The organism is Streptomyces sp. TBY4, assembly GCF_024213195.1.
Taxonomy (GTDB): Bacteria; Actinomycetota; Actinomycetes; order Streptomycetales; family Streptomycetaceae; genus Streptomyces.
This window is the reverse complement of sequence record NZ_JANAVF010000005.1, coordinates 537,211-557,077: the sequence shown is the minus strand read 5'-3', so window position 1 is coordinate 557,077 and position 19,867 is coordinate 537,211. Positions and strand designations below refer to the sequence as shown.

Genomic DNA, 19,867 nt, shown 5'->3' with positions numbered 1-19,867 from the left:
CCCCCGGTCCCCCCGCGGCGGCGGGGCTGGGGTGGGGTCCCGGGCGGCGCCCGGACCCCTCCTGGGGCTCCGCCCCAGACCCCGCGCCTCAAACGCCGGCGGGGCTGAAGTTGCCCCGCGGGGCTGATGAGTCAGAGCGTGGCGAGTTCTGCGGTGACCGCCTGGGCTTCTGCGGGGGTGGTGGCGCGGTCGATGCGGATGGTGTCGCAGCCCACCCAGGTGGCGGCTTCGCGGAGGGCCTGGGCCATGGGGCGGGCGGCCTTCGGGGTGGTGAGGGAGAGCTGGCGGGCCACCAGGGTGGTGCCCTCGCGGGCCGGGTCCACGCGGCCCTGGAGCCGGCCTCCGGCCAGCAGGGGCATCGCGAAGTAGCCGTGGATCCGCCGGGGCTTGGGCACGTAGGCCTCCAGGCGGTGGGTGAAGCCGAAGATCCGCTCCGTGCGCGGGCGCTCCCAGACCAGGGAGTCGAAGGGGGAGAGGAGCGTCGTGCGGTGGCGGCCGCGGGGGACGGACGCCAGGGCCGACGGGTCCGCCCAGGCCGGCTTGTCCCAGCCCTCCACCTCCACCGGGACCAGGCCGGAGTCCTCGACCACCGCGTCGAAGTCGGGGCCCTTGAGGCGGTGGTAGTCCGCGATGTCGGAGCGGGTGCCCACGCCCAGGGACTGTCCGGCGAGGGCCACCAGGCGGCGCTTGCACTCGCGGTCGTCCAGCTCGTCGTGGAGCAGGGCGGTGGGGACCGCGCGCCCGGGGAGGTCGTAGACCCGCTTCCAGCCGCGCCGCTCGGTGCAGACCACCTCGCCGATGTCGAGGAGCCACTCCACCGCGATCTTCGTCTCGGACCATTCGAACCATTCGCCGCCGTTCTTGGCCCCGCCCAGTTCCGTGGAGGTCAGGGGGCCCTCGGCCGCGAGGCGCTCCAGGACGGTCTTCGTCGAGCGGTTCTTGTCCTCCAGGACGTGCCAGCGGTGGCCGCGCGCCTTGTTGGCCCGGCGGCGGAAGGCGAAGTGCGGCCATTCCTCGATCGGCAGGATGCAGGCCGCGTGCGACCAGTACTCGAAGGCGTGGTGGTCCGACCAGTACGCCGCCTCAACGTCGGAGCGGCCGACCGCGCCGAGGCGCGCGTACGGGACGAGCTCGTGGGAGCGGGCCAGGACGGAGATGGTGTCGAGCTGGACGGCGCCCAGGTGGCGCAGGACGCCGCGGACACCGCCGCGCCGGTCGGGGGCCCCGAGGAAGCCCTGCGCGCGCAGCGCGATGCGGCGGGCTTCGTCGGCGGACAGGGACACGGCCGGGTGCGGCCGGGGCGTGGCGGTCGTCATGACCGCACCCTAGACCCGGCCACTGACAGGCGAGGGAAGGTACGGGAGACGGGAGGGCAGGCCCAGGTCGGAGGGGAGCAGGCCGCCGGTCCAGCAGTCCCGCAGGGTCCCGCGGTGTTCCATGGCCGCGCGCTGGAGCCCCTCGACGGTGAAGCCGGCCTTCTCGGCCACCGCGCGGGAGGCGTCGTTGCCGACGCCGGCCCGCCAGATCATCCGTACGCAGCCGGCCTCGGTGAAGGCCCAGTGCAGGACGGCGGGCAGGGCCTCCGAGAGGTAGCCGCGGCGGCGGTGTGCGGGGACCGCCCAGTAGCCGATCTCGTGGGCGTGGGCGCCGTGCGGGGCCACCCCGATGGTGGCGACGAGCGGGCCGTCGGCGCCGAGGCGGACCGCGAAGTTGTACTCGGTGTCCTCGCGCCACGCGACCGGGACCTTGGCCACGTAGGCCTCCGCGTCCGTGTACTGGTACGGGACGGGGACGGGGATCCAGCGCTGGATCGCAGGGTCCTGGCACGCCGCGTGGACCTCCTCGGTGTCCGAGGGGAGGTGCGGGCGCAGGACGAGCCGCCGGGTGGTCAGCGTGGTCGGTTCCATGGTGGAGATTCTGCTGTGGGAGGACGGCCGCGGCGAAGGGGTTTCCGGAAGAGTGACCGCCCATACCGGCACCTTCGGTGCCCCTCGCACGTTCTCATTTCCGGGCAGTCCAGCCCCGCGGCAGTGCGGACCTCCCGACGCGACCGCGTCCTCGCTTACGATGGCCGTTGCGGTGGGGCCCACCCTCCGTGCCCGTGCACGAAAACAGTGCCAGGCCCGACCGGCAAGGAGACAAACCTCGGTGTCCGTCTTCAACAAGCTCATGCGTGCAGGCGAAGGCAAGATCCTCAAAAAACTGCACCGCATCGCGGACCAGGTCAACTCCATCGAAGAGGACTTTGTCAACCTCTCCGACGCCGACTTGCGTGCGCTCACGGACGAGTACAAGCAGCGCTTCCAGGACGGCGAGAGCCTGGACGACCTGCTGCCCGAGGCCTTCGCGACGGTCCGCGAGGCCGCGAAGCGCGTCCTCGGCCAGCGCCACTACGACGTCCAGATCATGGGCGGCGCCGCGCTGCACCTCGGCTACGTCGCCGAGATGAAGACCGGTGAGGGCAAGACCCTCGTCGGCACGCTCCCCGCGTACCTGAACGCGCTGTCCGGCAAGGGCGTCCACCTGATCACGGTGAACGACTACCTGGCCGAGCGCGACTCCGAGATGATGGGCCGCGTCCACAAGTTCCTGGGCCTGTCCATCGGGTGCATCCTCGCGAACATGTCGCCGGCGCAGCGCCGCGAGCAGTACGCGAGCGACATCACGTACGGCACGAACAACGAGTTCGGCTTCGACTACCTCCGCGACAACATGGCGTGGTCGCAGGACGAGCTCGTCCAGCGCGGCCACAACTTCGCCGTGGTCGACGAGGTCGACTCGATCCTCGTCGACGAGGCCCGTACCCCGCTGATCATCTCGGGCCCGGCCGACCAGGCCACCAAGTGGTACGCGGACTTCGCGAAGCTGGTCACGCGCCTGACCAAGGGCGAGCCCGGCCAGCCCCTCAAGGGCATCGAGGAGACCGGCGACTACGAGGTCGACGAGAAGAAGCGCACCGTCGGCATCCACGAGGCCGGTGTCGCGAAGGTCGAGGACTGGCTCGGCATCGAGAACCTCTACGAGTCGGTGAACACCCCGCTCGTCGGTTACCTGAACAACGCCATCAAGGCGAAGGAACTGTTCAAGGCCGACAAGGACTACGTCGTCATCGACGGCGAGGTCATGATCGTCGACGAGCACACCGGCCGCATCCTCGCCGGCCGCCGCTACAACGAGGGCATGCACCAGGCGATCGAGGCGAAGGAAGGGGTGGACATCAAGGACGAGAACCAGACCCTCGCCACGATCACCCTGCAGAACTTCTTCCGCCTGTACGGGAAGCTGTCGGGCATGACCGGTACGGCCATGACCGAGGCCGCCGAGTTCCACCAGATCTACAAGCTCGGTGTCGTCCCGATCCCGACCAACCGCGACATGGTCCGCAAGGACCAGGCGGACCTGATCTACCGCACCGAGGTCGCGAAGTTCGCCGCCGTCGTCGACGACATCGCGGAGAAGCACGAGAAGGGCCAGCCGATCCTGGTCGGCACCACCTCGGTCGAGAAGTCCGAGTACCTCTCGCAGCAGCTCTCCAAGCGGGGCATCCCGCACGAGGTGCTGAACGCCAAGCAGCACGAGCGCGAGGCCTCGATCGTCGCCCAGGCCGGCCGCCGCGGCGCCGTCACGGTCGCCACGAACATGGCCGGCCGCGGTACCGACATCAAGCTCGGCGGCAACCCGGACGACCTCGCCGAGGCCGAGCTGCGCCAGCGCGGCCTGGACCCGGAGGAGCACATCGAGGAGTGGGCGCACGCCCTTCCCGAGGCGCTCACGCGGGCCGAGGCGGCCGTGAAGGCGGAGTTCGAGGAGGTCAAGGAGCTCGGCGGGCTGTACGTGCTGGGCACCGAGCGCCACGAGTCCCGCCGCATCGACAACCAGCTGCGCGGCCGCTCCGGCCGACAGGGCGACCCGGGCGAGTCCCGCTTCTACCTGTCGCTCGGCGACGACCTGATGCGCCTGTTCAAGGCGCAGATGGTCGAGCGCGTCATGTCGATGGCGAACGTGCCGGACGACGTGCCGATCGAGAACAAGATGGTCACGCGGGCCATCGCCTCGGCCCAGTCGCAGGTGGAGACCCAGAACTTCGAGACGCGCAAGAACGTCCTGAAGTACGACGAGGTCCTCAACAACCAGCGCACGGTGATCTACAAGGAGCGCCGCCGCGTCCTGGAGGGCGAGGACCTCCAGGACCAGATCCGTCACATGATGGACGACACGATCGACGCGTACATCAACGCCGAGACGGTCGAGGGGTTCGCCGAGGAGTGGGACCTGGACCGGCTGTGGAGCGCCTTCCGGCAGCTCTACCCGATCAAGGTCACGGTGGACGAGCTGGAGGACGCCGCGGGCGACCGCGCGGGCATCACCGCCGAGTTCATCGCGGAGTCCGTCAAGGACGACATCCACGAGCAGTACGAGGCCCGCGAGGCGACGCTCGGCTCCGAGATCATGCGCGAGCTGGAGCGGCGCGTGGTGCTGTCGGTGCTGGACCGCAAGTGGCGCGAGCACCTGTACGAGATGGACTACCTGCAGGAGGGCATCGGCCTGCGGGCGATGGCCCAGAAGGACCCGCTGGTCGAGTACCAGCGCGAGGGCTTCGACATGTTCAACGCCATGCAGGAGGGCATCAAGGAGGAGTCCGTCGGCTACCTGTTCAACCTGGAGGTCCAGGTCGAGCAGCAGGTCGAGGAGGTCCTGGTGTCGGACGCCGGTGCGTCCTCCGGTCCGTCGCTGACCAAGCCGGAGATCCGGGCGAAGGGTCTGGACGCCCCGCAGCGGCCGGACCGGCTGCACTTCTCCGCGCCTACCGTGGACGGCGAGGGCGGCGTCATCGAGGGCGACTTCGACTCGGACTCCGGTGACGACTCCGGGATGACGCGCGCGGAGCGCCGTAAGGCGGCGAAGGCCTCGGGCGGCCGCCGCCGCAAGAAGTAACCCGGGCAAACCCGCCCGCCGATCGCGGGACCACCGCCGGGGCCGGACACCACGCTGTGCGTGGGGTCCGGCCCCGGCGGCGTTGTACGGGGGTGCGGCGCGGCGCGTTCACGGGCGGGGGCCGTGGAGTTCCACGGCGGCGCAGCGCCAGCGCAGGTCGGGGCCCTGTTCCAGGCGGAAGGCCAGCGCGGTGAGGCGGTCGCCCGTGGCGATGCGGGCGAAGGCCTCGATGACCCCCGGGCCGGGGGTGAAGCGGCCGCACCCGTGCAGCACGGGGCTGAGCCGGCGGGGGTCGTACGGGTGCTCGTGCGGGGGGTCGGCGGGGGCGAGGGTGATCAGCTGGTCGTAGGCCGGGCCGATGGTGTGGCCGATCAGGGAGTGCACGGGGCGGCGACCGCTGAGGACGGCGAGCAGCCGCTCGGCGAACCAGTCGTGGGGGCCCCGGCGGCGGACCCCGGCGGACGGCCTGCGGCGGCCGGGGCCGGTGTTCGCGGGCCTCGCGAAGCCGCGGCGGCCGGGCCCGGTGCCGGCACCGGCGCTGCCGACCGTACGGGGGCTGCCGCTCCCGGTCCCGCTGCCGCCCCCGGCCGCGGTGGGTGCGGGGCTCGTGGGCTCGGTGGTGCGGGGTGTGGTGAGGGGCATCGCGGCCGTCCCTGGGGTCGGGCCCGGATCAGTACCGGGCGGTAACTTGATAGGGGACTTCTACGGGGCTGCGAACACGCTCCGCAACGGCCCCGCGGGGCGGCCCCGCGCCCGCCCCGCCTTCACCTATCCGGGTCGCTCCCCGGCCGCGCCCGGGCCCCGCCCGGGTCCCGCGGGGAGCGAGGTGGACGCGGCACGGCCCCGCCGTCGCACCCCGAAGGGGGACGCCGGCGGTCACGGACGGAGTCCGGCCCCGGTACGGGCCGACGCACCCCACGGTTGCCAGCCGGTCGTATCCTGGGGGCGTTTCCGACTACCGAAAGCAGCCGGCCATGCGCGTGTACGTCCCCCTGACTCTCCCCGGGCTCGCCGAGGCGCACCAGGCGGGTGAGCTGGGCCCCGCTCCGCTGCGGGCGTACGCCGTCACGCCCGGACTGCGCGAGTGGTACGTGTCGGACGACATCGAGGAGCTGGAGTACGCCGCCCTGACCAGGGCCGCCGCCGCCTCGCTGCGGATGATCGCCGAGGACGGGGCCGCGCCCCGCAAGCGGGTCGTGGTGGCCGTCGACGTGGACGACAAGGCCGCCACCGCCACCCCCGGCGTCGACGAGGCCACGCTCGGCCAGGTGGCGCTGGCCGGGGCCGTCCGGCTCTCGGTGGCGGCCGCGGTGCACGTGGACGCGGAAGAGGCCCTGGAGGACGTGAGCGCCGCCGTGTCGGCCGTCGCGGCCGCGGACGGGGGCGACGAGGACGCGCGCTTCACCGTCGACGGCGCCGAGGACCACGAGCTGCTGTGGTTCGGGGTCCAGGAGATTCCGGGGCTGCTGAAGTGACCGCGGCCCCGCACATCGTCTGGGACTGGAACGGCACGCTGCTCCACGACATCGACGCCGTGATAGCCGCCACCAACGCCTCCTTCGGCGAGCTCGGCCTCGCGCCGATCACCCTGGAGCGGTACCGCGAGCTGTACGTCGTACCGGTGCCCAAGTTCTACGAGCGGCTCATGGGCCGGCTGCCCACGGACGCCGAGTGGCTGGTCATGGACGAGGCCTTCCACCGGCACTACTGGGTGGCCGCCGAGGAGGCCGGCCTCGCCGAGGGGGCCCGCGAGCTCCTGCGGGACTGGCAGGAGGACGGGCTCACCCAGTCGCTGCTGTCCCTCGCGCCCCACGACAGGCTCGTGCCGCTCGTTCGGGCGCACGGGATCGACGGGCACTTCCTGCGCGTCGACGGGCGGACCGGGCCCTCCCACACCACCAAGGCGGGACACCTCGTACGTCACTTGGCGGCCCTGGACGGGACGGGCGTGACCGCCGCCCGTACGGTGCTCATCGGGGATGCCGTGGACGACGCGCTGGCCGCCGCGCACGTGGGCGCGCGGGCCGTCCTCTATACGGGCGGTTCGCACAGCCGGGGCAGTCTGGAATCAGCCGGTGTCCCCGTCGTGGACAGCCTGGCGGAGGCCGTACGCACTGCTCGCGAGCTGGCCGGATAGCGACTGGCGCATGAGCGGAGAGCGACCGTGCGCCGGCCCGGCACGTCCGGCCGGGCCGGTCCCTGTCCAGAGTGTCAAAGTTACCCCCCCTCTTTTGTACACATACAGCTCATGACGAGCCGGGGGTGGAGCGAGATAGCCTGGTACCCGTGATCAGCGCGATAGTCCTCGGAGGCACTGAAGCCTCCGCACCGCGCCCGGCGCACCTCGGTGCCCGGGCCGTCGCTGATCCCCGCCCCCGGGACGTCCTGCCGATCATGGCCGATTTCCTCCCGGTGGGTTCTCTCGACGGCATAGCGTCGATTCCGGACGGACATCGAAACCCCGCCTCGCGGTGCTATGCCATTCCTTCCTTCACCTACGTCACGCAATGGCGCGCGACAGGAGCCAGAGGACATGCAGACCAAGCTGGACGAAGCAAAGGCCGAGCTGCTCGCGCGGGCGGCACGGGTAGCTGAGAACAGCCCGGCCGGGGGGCTACTTCCGACTGGGTCCGAGCAGGGAGGGCGTCCCGACCGGGACACGACCCTCTCCTACCTCCAGCGCTACTACCTGCACACCGCCCCGGAGGACCTCCTCGACCGGGACCCGGTCGACGTGTTCGGGGCCGCGCTCTCGCACTACCGGCTCGCGGAGAACCGCCCCCAGGGCACCGCGAACGTGCGCGTGCACACCCCCACGGTGGAGGAGAACGGCTGGACCTCCAGCCACTCCGTCGTCGAGGTGGTCACCGACGACATGCCGTTCCTCGTGGACTCCGTGACGAACGAGCTGTCCCGCCAGGGCCGCGGCATCCACGTCGTGATCCACCCGCAGGTCGTCGTCCGCCGCGACGTCACCGGCAAGCTGATCGAGATCCTCGGCCCCGACTGCGACGCCCACGGTCCCCGCACCGCGCGCCCCCACGACTCCCTCGTCGAGTCCTGGATCCACGTCGAGATCGACCGCGAGACCGACCGGGCCGACCTCAAGCAGATCACCGTCGATCTGCTGCGCGTCCTGTCCGACGTGCGCGAGTCCGTCGAGGACTGGGAGAAGATGCGCGACGCGGCCCTGCGCATCGCGCAGGAGCTGCCCGAGGAGCACACCGCCCCGGACCTGCGCGAGTACGAGCTCGAAGAGGCCCGCGAGCTGCTGCGCTGGCTCGCCGACGACCACTTCACCTTCCTCGGCTACCGCGAGTACAACCTCGTCGACGGGGACTCCCTGGCCGCCGTGCCCGGCACCGGCCTCGGCATCCTGCGCTCCGACCCGGTGCACCACGGCCAGGACGAGGCGCACCCCGTCTCCCCGTCCTTCAACCGGCTGCCGGCCGACGCCCGCGCCAAGGCCCGCGAGCACCGCCTGCTGGTGCTGACCAAGGCCAACAGTCGCTCCACCGTGCACCGCCCCTCGTACCTCGACTACGTGGGCGTGAAGAAGTTCGACGCCGAGGGCAACGTCGTCGGCGAGCGCCGCTTCCTCGGCCTTTTCTCCTCCGCCGCGTACACCGAGTCGGTGCGCCGGGTCCCGGTCATCCGCCGCAAGGTCGCCGAGGTCCTCGAAGGCGCCGGCTTCGCGCCGTCCAGCCACGACGGCCGCGACCTGCTCCAGATCCTGGAGACCTACCCGCGCGACGAGCTGTTCCAGACCCCGGTCGACCAGCTCCAGGCCATCGCCACCTCCGTGCTGTACCTCCAGGAGCGCCGCCGGCTGCGGCTGTACCTGCGCCAGGACGAGTACGGGCGCTACTACTCCGCGCTCGTCTACCTGCCGCGCGACCGCTTCACCACCGGCGTCCGGCTGCGCCTGATGGACATCCTGAAGGAGGAGCTCGGCGGCATCAGCGTCGACTTCACCGCCTGGAACACCGAGTCGATCCTCTCCCGCATCCACTTCGTCGTCCGCGTCCCGCAGGGCACCGAGCTGCCCGTGCTGACCGACGCCGACGTCGAGCGCCTCGAGGGCCGGCTGGTCGAGGCCGCCCGTTCCTGGGCCGACGGCTTCGGCGAGGCGCTCGTGGCCGAGCTGGGCGAGGAGCGCGCCGCCGAGCTGCTGCGCAAGTACGCGAACTCCTTCCCCGAGGGCTACAAGGCCGACCACTCGCCGCGCTCGGCCGTGGCGGACCTGTGCCACCTGGAGCGGCTGTCCGCGAGCGACCGCGAGTTCGCGCTGTCGCTGTACGAGCCGGTCGGCGCGGGCCCCGGCGAACGCCGGTTCAAGATCTACCGCACGGGCGAGCAGGTCTCCCTCTCCGCGGTCCTGCCGGTCCTGCAGCGCCTGGGCGTCGAGGTCACCGACGAGCGGCCGTACGAGCTGCGCTGCACCGACCGCACCAACGCGTGGATCTACGACTTCGGTCTGCGGATGCCGCTGCAGAGCGGCAACGGGGACGGCGCCGGGAGCTCCCACTACCTCGGCGACGACGCCCGCGAGCGGTTCCAGGACGCCTTCTCGGCGGTCTGGCAGGGCGACGCCGAGAACGACAACTTCAACACCCTGGTGCTGGGCGCCGGGCTCACCTGGCGGCAGGCCGTGGTGCTGCGCGCGTACGCCAAGTACCTGCGCCAGGCCGGTGCCACCTTCAGCCAGGACTACATGGAGGACACCCTCCGCAACAACGTCCACACCACCCGGCTGCTGGTCTCCCTCTTCGAGGCCCGGATGTCGCCCGGCCGCCAGTCCGCCGGCACCGAGCTCGTCGACGCGATGCTGGAGGAGCTGGACGGGGCCCTGGACCAGGTCGCCTCGCTGGACGAGGACCGGATCCTGCGGTCCTTCCTCACCCTCATCAAGGCGACGCTGCGCACCAACTTCTTCCAGCTCGACGCCTCGGGCGAGCAGCACTCCTACGTGTCGATGAAGTTCGACCCGCAGGCCATCCCCGACCTGCCGGCGCCTCGTCCGGCCTTCGAGATCTGGGTCTATTCCCCGCGCGTCGAGGGCGTCCACCTGCGCTTCGGCAAGGTCGCCCGCGGCGGCCTGCGCTGGTCCGACCGCCGCGAGGACTTCCGTACGGAGATCCTCGGCCTGGTCAAGGCGCAGATGGTCAAGAACACCGTCATCGTGCCCGTCGGCGCCAAGGGCGGCTTCGTCGCCAAGAACCTCCCCGACCCGTCGGTGGACCGGGACGCCTGGCTCGCCGAGGGCATCGCCTCGTACAAGATCTTCATCTCGGCGCTGCTCGACATCACCGACAACATGGTCGGCGGCGAGGTCGTGCGGCCCAAGGGCGTGGTCCGCCACGACGAGGACGACACCTACCTCGTCGTCGCCGCCGACAAGGGCACCGCGACCTTCTCCGACATCGCCAACGGGGTCGCCGAGTCCTACGGGTTCTGGCTGGGCGACGCCTTCGCCTCCGGCGGCTCGGCCGGCTACGACCACAAGGGCATGGGCATCACCGCCCGCGGCGCCTGGGAGTCCGTCAAGCGGCACTTCCGCGAGCTCGGGCACGACACCCAGACGCAGGACTTCACGGTCGTCGGCGTCGGCGACATGTCCGGCGACGTCTTCGGCAACGGCATGCTGCTCTCCGAGCACATCCGCCTGGTGGCGGCCTTCGACCACCGGCACATCTTCATCGACCCGACCCCGGACGCGGCGGTCTCCTACGCCGAGCGCCGGCGCCTGTTCGAGCTGCCGCGCTCCTCGTGGGCGGACTACGACAGCTCCCTGCTGTCCGCCGGCGGCGGGATCCACCCGCGCAGCGCGAAGGCCATCCCGGTCAACGCGCAGGTCCGCGCGGCCCTCGGGATCGAGGCGGGCGTCTCCAAGATGACCCCCGCCGAGCTGATGCAGGCCATCCTCAAGGCCCCCGTGGACCTGCTGTGGAACGGCGGCATCGGTACGTACGTCAAGGCCACGGCCGAGACGCACGCGGACGTCGGCGACAAGGCCAACGACCCCATCCGCGTCAACGGCTCCGACGTGTGCGCCAAGGTCATCGGCGAGGGCGGCAACCTGGGCCTGACCCAGCTCGGCCGCATCGAGTTCGCGCGCAGCGGCGCCGGCGGCGAGGGCGGCAAGGTCAACACCGACGCCATCGACAACAGCGCGGGCGTGGACACCTCCGACCACGAGGTGAACATCAAGATCCTGCTGAACTCGGTTGTCGCCGACGGGGACCTGACCGTCAAGCAGCGCAACAAGTTCCTCGCCGAGATGACCGACGAGGTCGGCCGGCTGGTGCTGCGCAACAACTACGCGCAGAACACGGCCCTGGCCAACGGCGCCGCCCAGGCCCCCAGCCTGCTCCACGCCCAGCAGCGCTTCATGCGCCGCCTGGGCCGTGACGGCCTGCTGGACCGGGCCCTGGAGTTCCTGCCCAACGACCGGCAGATCCGCGAGCTGCTGAACAACGGCAAGGGCCTGACCCAGCCGGAGCTGGCCGTCCTGTTCGCCTACACCAAGATCACGGTGGCGGACGAGCTCATCCACACCGAGCTGCCGGACGACCCGTACCTCGCCCGCCTGCTGCACGCCTACTTCCCGGCCGCGCTGCTGGCGAAGTTCCCCGAGCAGGTCGACGGGCACGCGCTGCGCCGGGAGATCATCACCACGGTGCTGGTCAACGACACCGTCAACAGCGGTGGCTCGACCTTCCTGCACCGCCTGCGCGAGGAGACCGGGGCCTCCCTGGAGGAGATCGTCCGGGCGCAGCTCGCGGCCCGCGAGATCTTCGGCCTGGCCGGCGTGTGGGACGCCGTCGAGGACCTCGACAACGAGGTCGCCGCCGACGTCCAGACCCGGATCCGGCTGCACTCGCGGCGGCTGGTCGAGCGCGGTACGCGCTGGCTGCTCAACAACAGGCCGCAGCCGCTGCAGATCACCGAGACCATCGAGTTCTTCGCCGAGCGGGTGGAGCGGGTCTGGTCGGACCTGCCGAAGCTGGTGCGCGGCGCGGACCTGGAGTGGTACGAGGCGGTCATGGCCGAGCTGATCGGCGAGGGCGTGCCGGAGGAGCTGGCGGCGAAGGTGGCCGGCTTCTCGTCCGCCTTCCCGACGCTGGACATCGTCGCGATCTCGGACCGTACGGGTGTCGAGCCGCTGGCCGTCGCCGAGGTGTACTACGACCTCGCCGACCGGCTGGAGATCACCCAGCTGATGGACCGGATCATCGACCTGCCGCGGGCCGACCGCTGGCAGTCGATGGCCCGCGCGTCCATCCGCGAGGACCTGTTCTCGGCGCATGCGGCGCTGACCGCGGACGTGCTGGCGGTCGGGAACGGGGCCTCGACTCCCGAGGAGCGCTTCAAGGCGTGGGAGGAGAGGAACGCGGCGATCATCGGGCGTGCGCGGACGACTCTGGACGAGATCCAGGGCTCGGACGACTTCGACCTGGCGAACCTGTCGGTGGCCATGCGGACGATGCGCTCGCTCTTGAGGGCGCACGCGTAGCCCTGCGGGGCTTGCGCGGGAACGGGCCGGGCCCGGGACCCTTTTGGGGTTCCGGGCCCGGCCCGTTCGTGTTCCGGCCCGTCGTGGGCGGGTGCGGGGCCGTTGCCGGGGGCGCTGCCCCCGGACCCCCGCTCCTCAAACGCCGGAGGGGCTGGATGTGGCCTGGCGGCGCTGGATCGGCCCGGCTGGATTGTCAGCGGTTGTTGGTGAATTCCTCGTACGCGTCGCAGACCTCTTCCGAGGGGCCGTCCATGCGCAGGACGCCCGATTCGAGCCAGATCGCGCGGTCGCAGGTTTCGCGGACCGTGCCGATGCCGTGGCTGACGAGGAAGACGGTGCCGGCCCGTTCGCGGAGTTCCTCGATGCGGGCCTGGCTGCGGCGCTGGAAGGCGGCGTCGCCGGTGGCCAGGGCCTCGTCGATCATCAGGACGTCGTGGTCCTTGGCGGCGGCGATGGAGAAGCGCAGCCGGGCGCCCATGCCGGAGGAGTAGGTGCGCATGGGCAGGGAGATGAAGTCGCCCTTCTCGTTGATGCCGGAGAAGTCGACGATCTCCTGGTACCGCTCGCGGATCTGCTGCTTGGACATCCCCATGGCGAGGCCGCCGAGGACCACGTTGCGCTCGCCGGTCAGGTCGTTCATCAGCGCGGCGTTCACGCCGAGCAGCGAGGGCTGGCCGTGCGAGAAGATCCGGCCGCGCGCGACCGGCTGGAGGCCGGCGATGGCGGACAGCAGGGTGGACTTGCCGGAGCCGTTGGTGCCGATCAGGCCGATGGCCTCGCCCTTGTACGCGGTGAAGCTGACGCCCTTGACGGCGTGCACCTCGCGGATGCCGGGGGCGGGCTTGCGGGAGAACATCCGGCTCAGGGCCGCGGTGGCCCCGCCCTTGCGGCCGCCCGAGCCCTGCACCTTGTAGATGACGTGGACCTCGTCGGCGATGACGGTCGGGATCCGGGTGGTTGCGGTGTCAGCCACGGCCGTACTCCTCCTCTGCCTTCCAGAAGAAAACGAATCCGCCGACGCCGACCACCACGGCCCAGCCCAGCGCGACCAGCCAGACGTGCGGCGGGAGCTGGCTCGCCTTGTAGGTGTCGATGAGCGCGAAGCGCATCAGGTCGATGAAGACGGCGGCGGGGTTGAGCTTGAGGGCCATCGTGACCCAGTGCGGCAGGTGGTCGGTCCTGAGCATCTGGTCGATCGACCACATGACGCCCGAGGCGTACATCCAGGTCCGCAGGACGAACGGCATCAGCTGGCTGACGTCCGGGCTCTTCGCCCCGATCCGGGCCATGATCATGGCGCAGCCGGCGCAGAAGGCGGCCATCAGGAAGAGCGTGGGGAAGACCAGCAGCCAGTTCAGGGTCGGGGTCTGGCCGAAGACGAACAGCAGGATGATCAGCGCGCCCATGGTGACCATCAGCTGCTGGAAGAGCTGGACGACCGTGGACAGCGGGAGCGAGGCGCGCGGGAAGTGCAGGGCGCGCACCAGGCCCAGGTTGCCCTGGACGGAGCGGGTGGCTGCGTTGATGCAGCTGCCGATGAAGTCCCAGACGAAGACGCCGGTGATCAGGAACGGCAGGTAGTTCGGCACGTTGTGACTGGCGTGCATGACCAGGCCGAAGATGAAGTAGTAGACGGCCGCGTTGAGCAGCGGCGTCACCAGGTGCCAGACCTGGCCGAGGCTCGCCTCGCTGTACTGGGCCTGCATCCGGGCGGTGGCGTACGCGGTCACGAAGTGACGCCGGCCCCAGAGCTGCGCGAGGTAGCGGGGGAGGGTGGGGCGGGCGCCGCTGAGGGTCAGGTCGTGGGCGGCCGCCAGTTCGGCGATGGGGTCCGGGGCCTTGGCGCTGCCCTGGGGCTTCGCCGGAGCGGGGGCCGGTGGCGCGGTGGTCACTGTCACGGGGGTCGCTTTCGACGGGGTCGGGGCGTCGGCTGGCGATGGGACGGGTCCGTATCGTCGCTACGTCGAGGTTAGGTCGTGCGACGTCGGAACGCAACCGTATCGTCGTCGCGGGTTATGCTCTGCTTATGACGCCTGAGCCTGCCGCCACCCCCGCCGCCACCGCCCGTAGAGCCCCCGCCGGGGCCGCCGTTCTCCGTGAGGACGTGACCGAGGCGATCCGGGCGGCCGTCGTCGAGGAGCTGGCCACCGTCGGGTTCGCGCGGATGTCGATCGAGGGCATCGCGCGGCGGGCGGGCGTGGGGAAGACGGCCGTGTACCGCCGGTGGAAGTCCAAGCTGCACCTGGTGCTGGACCTGGTGGGCGCCTTCGCCGTGGACGGCCTGCCGGTGCCGTCGACGGGGTCGCTCTACGGGGACGTACGGGCGCTGCTGGAGGTGATGTCACACGTGCTGCGGCATCCCGTGGCCTCTGCGGTCATCCCCGACCTGCTCGTGGAGGCGGCGCGGAATCCGGAGATCGCGGATGCGGTGCGGGGGGCGCTGCTGGAGGGGCAGCGGCGGATGGCGGAGGGGATCATCTCCGAGGCGGTGGCGCGGGGGGAGCTGCCGGTGGGGGTGGATGTGGGGAAGGCGCTCGATCTGGCGATCGGGCCGCTGTACTGGCGGCAGGTGGTCGTACGGGACTCCGTCCCGGGGGGATACCTGGACGACCTCGCGCGGTCGGTGGTCGCCGGGCTGACGGCCGGGACTGCCTGACCCGTCCGGGTCCCGGTCCGCTGCGCGGGGCGAAGTCCCCGCAGCGACCTTCGCCGCTGCGCGGGGCAAGGTCCCCTACCCGCCCTTCGCCCGTTCCCCGGGGCGGAGCCCCGGACCCCCCTCTGGGGCTCCGCCCCAGACCCCGGTCCTCAAACGCCGGACGGCTGGATCTACGGCCAGCGGCCTGTGGTCAGGTGGGCCAGGGTGGGTTCCGGGGTGGCGGAGGGGGCCGCGGGGGCGGGGCGGCGGTCTTCCAGGGGGGTGATGGGGGACGTGGGCTGGCTCAGGAAGACGCGGCGGACCACGCGCTCCGCCGCCTGCCCGTCGTCGTGCGTGCAGAACCGGCTCCGGAAGGACGCGCGGAGCTGCGCCGAGCGGGAGCCCTGCCAGTGGCCGGTGGAGAAGATGTCCACCAGCTCGTCCTCGGTGCGGGCGATCGCCCCCGGGGGGAAGGCCCGGAGGTCGAAGTAGGTGCCGCGGGAGGCCTCGTACGCCTCCCAGTCGTCCGCGTGGATCACGATCGGGCGGTCCAGGGACGCGTAGTCGAACATCAGGGACGAGTAGTCGGTCACCAGCGCGTCCGAGGCCAGGCAGAGTTCCTCGACGGAGGGGTGGGAGGAGACGTCGAGGAGGCGGGGGTGCGGCTCGGGTGAGGGGGAGCCGGCGTAGGTGAGGTGGGTGCGGGTCAGGATCGTGTAGCGGGGGCCCAGGTCGCGCAGGATGCGGTCGAAGTCCGGCGGGGCGGGGCGGCTGCGGCGGTAGTCGCGGTGGGTCGGCGCGTACAGGATCGCGGTGGAGCCCGGCGGGATGCCGAGGCGTTCGCGCAGTTCCAGGACGTCGGCCTGGGTGGCCCGGTGGAACACGTCGTTGCGGGGGTAGCCGTATTCGAGCGTGGTGTAGGAGGACGGGACGGCCTTCTCCCAGACGAGCGTCGAGTGGCGGTTGGAGGAGAGCAGGTAGTCCCACTGGTCCGCGCCGCGCAGCAGGCCCGCGAAGTCCGTCGTGGGGGTGGCGGCCGGCCGGTCCTGGAGGTCGAGGCCGACCCGCTTGAGCGGGGTGCCGTGCTGCGTCTGGACGAGGATCTGCCCGGGCCGCTTGACCAGCGCACGGTCGAAGTTGACGTTCGTGACGAGGTACGTGGCGCGGGCCAGGGCGGTCCAGTACGCCGCCGAGCCCGGGCGGAGCGGGGTGGTGCCGCGGGGCAGGGTCGAGGCGTGCGCCGGGTCGCAGATCCAGGCCGTCCGCATGCGCGGGGCGAGTTCGCGCAGCTTGGCCTCGATGGCCGCCGGGTTGCAGGCGTAACCCCCGTGCCAGTACGCGGAGAAGACCGCCAGCTCCGGGCGGAGCGGGAGCAGCCGCTGGGCGCGGTAGTGCAGGCGCAGGGCGGTCTCGCGCAGGCCCCGGCCCAGGGTGATCCCGGCGCGGCCCGCCGCGAGCGAGGCCGAGCGGAGCACGGACAGGACGCGGTACGCGCGCCGCGTGCCGAGCCGCATCAGGAGGTGGCGGGTGCGGTCCGTGCGGCTCAGGGACAGCGGCCGGGGGCCCGGCACCCGGTAGCGGCGCAGCAGGGCCGAGGCGCGGGCGAAGAACTCGGCCCGGGCGGCGCGCGGGAGCCGGCGCGGGTCGGCGTACAGGGCGCAGAAGTGCTCGGCCATCCGCCGGTGCACCGCGGGCCGCCAGCGCTCCAGCTCGGGGCGGGTGGCGAGGTAGCCGAAGACGCGGTCGTACTGGTCGAAGACGTCGAGGTGGCGGCGGGTGGACGTGGTCAGGATCGAGCCCGTGCGGCGCTGGCGGTAGTGCACGCAGACCCGGTCGAGGACGGCGACCGACTCCGCCGCCAGGAGCGCCGGGTAGGTCCAGGGGGTGTCCTCGTAGAAGCCGGGCGGGAAGGAGAGGCCCTCGCGCTCCACGTACTCGCGGCGGTAGGCCTTGTTCCACACCACCATCAGCATGCCGAGGAGGGCGGGGCGGTCGGCGAGGCGGAAGCTGGCCGGGCCCTCCTCGGAGAGGCGGTGGGAGAGGCTGTTGCGGACCAGTTCGCCGGTCCAGTAGGTGCGCGCGTAGTCGTAGACCAGGACGTCCGGGGAGCCGGTGGCCTTCAGCCGGTCGGTGATGGCCTGCAGGGCGCCGGGGGCGAGGGTGTCGTCCCCGTCGAGGAAGAGCACGTAGTCGCCGGTGGCCCGGGCCAGGCCCGCGTTGCGGGCGGGGCCCAGGCCCAGGTTGTGCGCCAGGTGCACGGCGGTGACCCGGGGGTCGCGGGCCGCGCAGTCGTCGATGATCGAGCCGCAGGCGTCCGGGGAGGCGTCGTCGACCACGATCAGTTCGAGATCCGGGTACGACTGGGTCAGGACCGAGTCCAGACTCTCCTGGAGGTAGGCCTGGACCTTGTACGCGGGCACGATGACGCTGAACCGGGGCACGGCACATCCAGGGGTCGGCGCGGGCATATGGCCCAGGAACCCCCGGCGTGGTGATCGGGTTACGCAGGGTGTGGCATTCGGGTTACGGAGCGTCAACTCGGCACGTCAACACCATGATCAGGAGCCCCGTTACTTGATCGCTCCCGCCATCACCCCCGAGACGAACTGCCGCTGGAAGGCGAAGAAGACGACGAGCGGCACCACCATCGACAGGAACGCCCCGGGCGCCAGCACGTCGATGTTGTTCCCGAACTGCCGCACCTGCTGCTGGAGCGCGACCGTGACCGGCGGGTGCGCCGAGTCGGCGAAGACCAGGGCGACCAGCATGTCGTTCCACACCCACAGGAACTGGAAGATGCAGAGCGAGGCGATCGCCGGACCGCCCAGCGGCAGCACCACCCGGGTGAACAGCCGCAGTTCGCCCGCCCCGTCGAGCCGGGCCGCCTCCAGCAGCTCGCGCGGGATCTCCGCGAAGAAGTTGCGCAGCAGGAACACCGCGAAGGGCAGCCCGAAGGCGGTGTGGAAGAGCACCACCCCGGCGGTCGTCTCGAACAGGCCGACGGAGCCGAAGAGTTCGGAGACCGGGATCAGGGCCACCTGGACGGGTACGACGAGCAGTGCGACCACGACCAGGAACAGCCAGTCGCGGCCCGGGAACTCCAGCCAGGCGAAGGCGTATCCGGCGAACGCCCCCAGCGCCAGGACGAGCAGGGTCGCCGGGACGGCGATGGCCGCCGTGTCGACCAGCGAGCCCGTCACGGTCTCGTTGGCCAGCAGCCGCTCGTAGTTGCCGGCCGTCAGCCGGGAGGGCGCCGTCAGCGCCTGCCACCAGCCGCCGTCGTTCAGCGCGGTGGGGGAGAGGAAGGAGGAGACCAGCAGCCCGAGCGTGGGCAGCAGCCAGAACAGGCCCGCCAGGACCAGGAAGACGCGCAGCGCCCCGCCGGCCGCCCGGGTGGCGAGGGACCGCACGGCGGGGGAGGGCGTACGGGGAGCCGTGCGCGGCGGTGTGCTCATCGGCGGGCCTCCCGGCGCATCCGGCGGATGTTGTAGGCCATGACCGGAGCCACCAGCACCAGCAGCAGCACCGCGATGGCGCTGCCCAGCCCCGGGTCGGCGTCGGTGCCGAAGGAGGTCCGGTACAGCTGGAGCGCCAGGACGTTGGCGTCGTCCTGCACCGCGCCCGGCGCGATCACGAAGACCAGGTCGAAGACCTTCATCACGTTGATCACGAGGGTCACCAGCACCACCGCCAGGACGGGCGCCAGCAGCGGCACCGTGATCCGCCGCAGCACCTGCCACTCGCCCGCCCCGTCCACCCGCGCCGCCTCCAGCAGCTCCCGCGGTACGGCGGCCAGCCCGGCCCCGATCAGCACCATCGCGAACCCGGCCCACATCCACACGTAGGCCCCGATCACCGCCGGGGTCACCAGGGTCGGGCCGAGCCACTCGACGCCCCCGTACGCCTCCCGGAAGTTCGAGGCGGGCAGCCGCAGCAGTGCGCCGTCGGCCGCGGCGGACAGGGTGAAGGTGCCGTCGGCCCGGGTCCGCGCCGAGTCGACCACCCGGCCGTCCTTGACCGCCTCGACGCGCAGCCCCGACAGCGCGGACTCGGTGGCGTCGACCGTGTTCGTCGTACCGCCCCCGCCCCGGGTGAAGTCCTGCCAGGCGGTGCCGGTGACCTTCCCGGGCTCGGTGGCGGCCGGCCGGGCCGTACGCGTGCCCGGGGGGAGTGCCTCGGGGGCGATGCCGACCAGCGGGAGCGGCGCGGGCACGCCCGCCCGTACCGGATCGCGGGTCACGTACGCGCCCCCGTCGGCCGGGACCAGCGGCGAGTCCCGGCCGGGGCGGGCCTTGGGGAAGGCGGAGGACTCGGCGAAGGTGTCGTGGACGCCGACCCAGACGGCGTTGGCCACGCCCCGGTCGGGGTCGGCGTCGTAGACGAGCCGGAAGATGATGCCCGCCGCGAGCATGGAGATGGCCATCGGCATGAAGACGATCAGCTTGAAGGCCGTTCCCCAGCGCACCCGTTCGGTCAGCACGGCGAAGAGCAGCCCGAGCGCGGTGGCGGTGACCGGGGCCAGCACCACCCAGATCGCCGTGTTCCCCAGCGCGGTGCGGATCGTGTCGTCGCGCAGGATCTCCCCGTAGTTGCCGGCGCCCACGAACTCCCCGCCGGAGCGGTCGAAGAAGCTGCGGTAGAGCGAGTAGCCGATGGGGTGCACGACGAGCGCGCCGAGCAGGACGAGGGAGGGGAGCAGGAAGGCCGCGGCGGTCAGGCGTCGGCGCCGGGTCTCCCTGCTCTTCGAGGGGTGGGAGCGGGGTCCGGTGGTGGGGGGCACG

The 19,867-nt window shown here is 71.7% G+C and carries 13 protein-coding genes; 5 read left to right on the top strand and 8 right to left on the bottom strand.

Annotation, left to right across the window (positions count from 1 at the left end):
- Window positions 1–131 precede the first annotated feature (131 nt).
- Entirely contained in the window at window positions 132–1,316 is a 1,185-nt protein-coding gene (locus NLX94_RS15865; RefSeq protein WP_254383350.1) for a winged helix-turn-helix domain-containing protein, read from the bottom strand.
- Between the two features lie 9 nt (window positions 1,317–1,325).
- Entirely contained in the window at window positions 1,326–1,907 is a 582-nt protein-coding gene (locus NLX94_RS15860; protein ID WP_254383349.1) for a GNAT family N-acetyltransferase, read from the bottom strand.
- A 241-nt stretch (window positions 1,908–2,148) separates the two neighbouring features.
- On the opposite strand from NLX94_RS15860, the gene secA reads away from it, so the two are divergent.
- Window positions 2,149–4,935 (top strand): preprotein translocase subunit SecA, encoded by a 2,787-nt coding sequence (secA, locus tag NLX94_RS15855; RefSeq protein ID WP_254383348.1) that lies wholly within the window; start codon window positions 2,149–2,151, stop codon window positions 4,933–4,935.
- 108 nt (window positions 4,936–5,043) lie between these two features.
- Here the strand turns inward: secA and NLX94_RS15850 are convergent, their stop codons facing one another.
- Entirely contained in the window at window positions 5,044–5,577 is a 534-nt protein-coding gene (locus NLX94_RS15850; protein WP_254383347.1) for an Rv3235 family protein, read from the bottom strand.
- A gap of 332 nt (window positions 5,578–5,909) precedes the next feature.
- Between NLX94_RS15850 and NLX94_RS15845 the strand changes: the two genes are divergently transcribed.
- The 3 genes from NLX94_RS15845 (at window position 5,910) to NLX94_RS15835 (ending at window position 12,451) form a co-directional block, all read left to right on the top strand.
- Complete coding sequence (locus NLX94_RS15845) at window positions 5,910–6,410, top strand: hypothetical protein (protein ID WP_254383346.1); 501 nt, start codon at window positions 5,910–5,912, stop codon at window positions 6,408–6,410.
- Window positions 6,407–7,072, top strand: a complete 666-nt coding sequence (locus tag NLX94_RS15840) for an HAD family hydrolase (RefSeq protein WP_254383345.1) — start codon at window positions 6,407–6,409, stop codon at window positions 7,070–7,072. The genes NLX94_RS15845 and NLX94_RS15840 overlap by 4 nt, the downstream gene beginning before the upstream one ends.
- Before the next feature lie 396 nt (window positions 7,073–7,468).
- Window positions 7,469–12,451: an NAD-glutamate dehydrogenase gene (locus NLX94_RS15835; protein ID WP_254383344.1), complete on the top strand. Its 4,983-nt coding sequence runs from the start codon at window positions 7,469–7,471 to the stop codon at window positions 12,449–12,451.
- A gap of 193 nt (window positions 12,452–12,644) precedes the next feature.
- Here NLX94_RS15835 and NLX94_RS15830 read toward each other — a convergent pair whose 3' ends face one another.
- Window positions 12,645–13,424 (bottom strand): ABC transporter ATP-binding protein, encoded by a 780-nt coding sequence (locus NLX94_RS15830; protein ID WP_254383343.1) that lies wholly within the window; start codon window positions 13,422–13,424, stop codon window positions 12,645–12,647.
- Window positions 13,417–14,343, bottom strand: a complete 927-nt coding sequence (locus NLX94_RS15825; RefSeq protein ID WP_254383379.1) for an ABC transporter permease — start codon at window positions 14,341–14,343, stop codon at window positions 13,417–13,419. The genes NLX94_RS15830 and NLX94_RS15825 overlap by 8 nt, the downstream gene beginning before the upstream one ends.
- Window positions 14,344–14,477: 134 nt before the next feature.
- Between NLX94_RS15825 and NLX94_RS15820 the strand changes: the two genes are divergently transcribed.
- Complete coding sequence (locus tag NLX94_RS15820) at window positions 14,478–15,107, top strand: TetR/AcrR family transcriptional regulator (RefSeq protein WP_254383342.1); 630 nt, start codon at window positions 14,478–14,480, stop codon at window positions 15,105–15,107.
- A 170-nt stretch (window positions 15,108–15,277) separates the two neighbouring features.
- On the opposite strand, the gene NLX94_RS15815 is transcribed toward NLX94_RS15820, so the two are convergent.
- The 3 genes from NLX94_RS15815 to NLX94_RS15805 form a co-directional block, all read right to left on the bottom strand.
- Window positions 15,278–17,527 (bottom strand): bifunctional glycosyltransferase family 2 protein/CDP-glycerol:glycerophosphate glycerophosphotransferase, encoded by a 2,250-nt coding sequence (locus NLX94_RS15815; RefSeq protein WP_254383341.1) that lies wholly within the window; start codon window positions 17,525–17,527, stop codon window positions 15,278–15,280.
- A 129-nt stretch (window positions 17,528–17,656) separates the two neighbouring features.
- A complete protein-coding gene (locus tag NLX94_RS15810; protein ID WP_254383340.1) occupies window positions 17,657–18,541 on the bottom strand; it encodes a carbohydrate ABC transporter permease in 885 nt (294 codons plus the stop codon).
- Window positions 18,538–19,866 carry a carbohydrate ABC transporter permease gene (locus tag NLX94_RS15805; protein WP_254383339.1) on the bottom strand — a complete coding sequence of 443 codons (1,329 nt, stop codon included), beginning with the start codon at window positions 19,864–19,866 and terminating at the stop codon, window positions 18,538–18,540. The genes NLX94_RS15810 and NLX94_RS15805 overlap by 4 nt, the downstream gene beginning before the upstream one ends.
- Between the last annotated feature and the right edge of the window lies 1 nt (window position 19,867).

Excerpts from the sequence above, each read along its gene's own strand:
- NLX94_RS15865 (WP_254383350.1), bottom strand. The coding sequence starts at position 1,316 with ATGACGACCGCCACGCCCCGGCCGCACCCGGCCGTGTCCCTGTCCGCC.
- NLX94_RS15860 (WP_254383349.1), bottom strand. The coding sequence starts at position 1,907 with ATGGAACCGACCACGCTGACCACCCGGCGGCTCGTCCTGCGCCCGCAC.
- NLX94_RS15850 (WP_254383347.1), bottom strand. The coding sequence starts at position 5,577 with ATGCCCCTCACCACACCCCGCACCACCGAGCCCACGAGCCCCGCACCC.
- NLX94_RS15845 (WP_254383346.1), top strand. The coding sequence starts at position 5,910 with ATGCGCGTGTACGTCCCCCTGACTCTCCCCGGGCTCGCCGAGGCGCAC.
- NLX94_RS15835 (WP_254383344.1), top strand. The coding sequence starts at position 7,469 with ATGCAGACCAAGCTGGACGAAGCAAAGGCCGAGCTGCTCGCGCGGGCG.
- NLX94_RS15820 (WP_254383342.1), top strand. The coding sequence starts at position 14,478 with ATGACGCCTGAGCCTGCCGCCACCCCCGCCGCCACCGCCCGTAGAGCC.
- NLX94_RS15810 (WP_254383340.1), bottom strand. The coding sequence starts at position 18,541 with ATGAGCACACCGCCGCGCACGGCTCCCCGTACGCCCTCCCCCGCCGTG.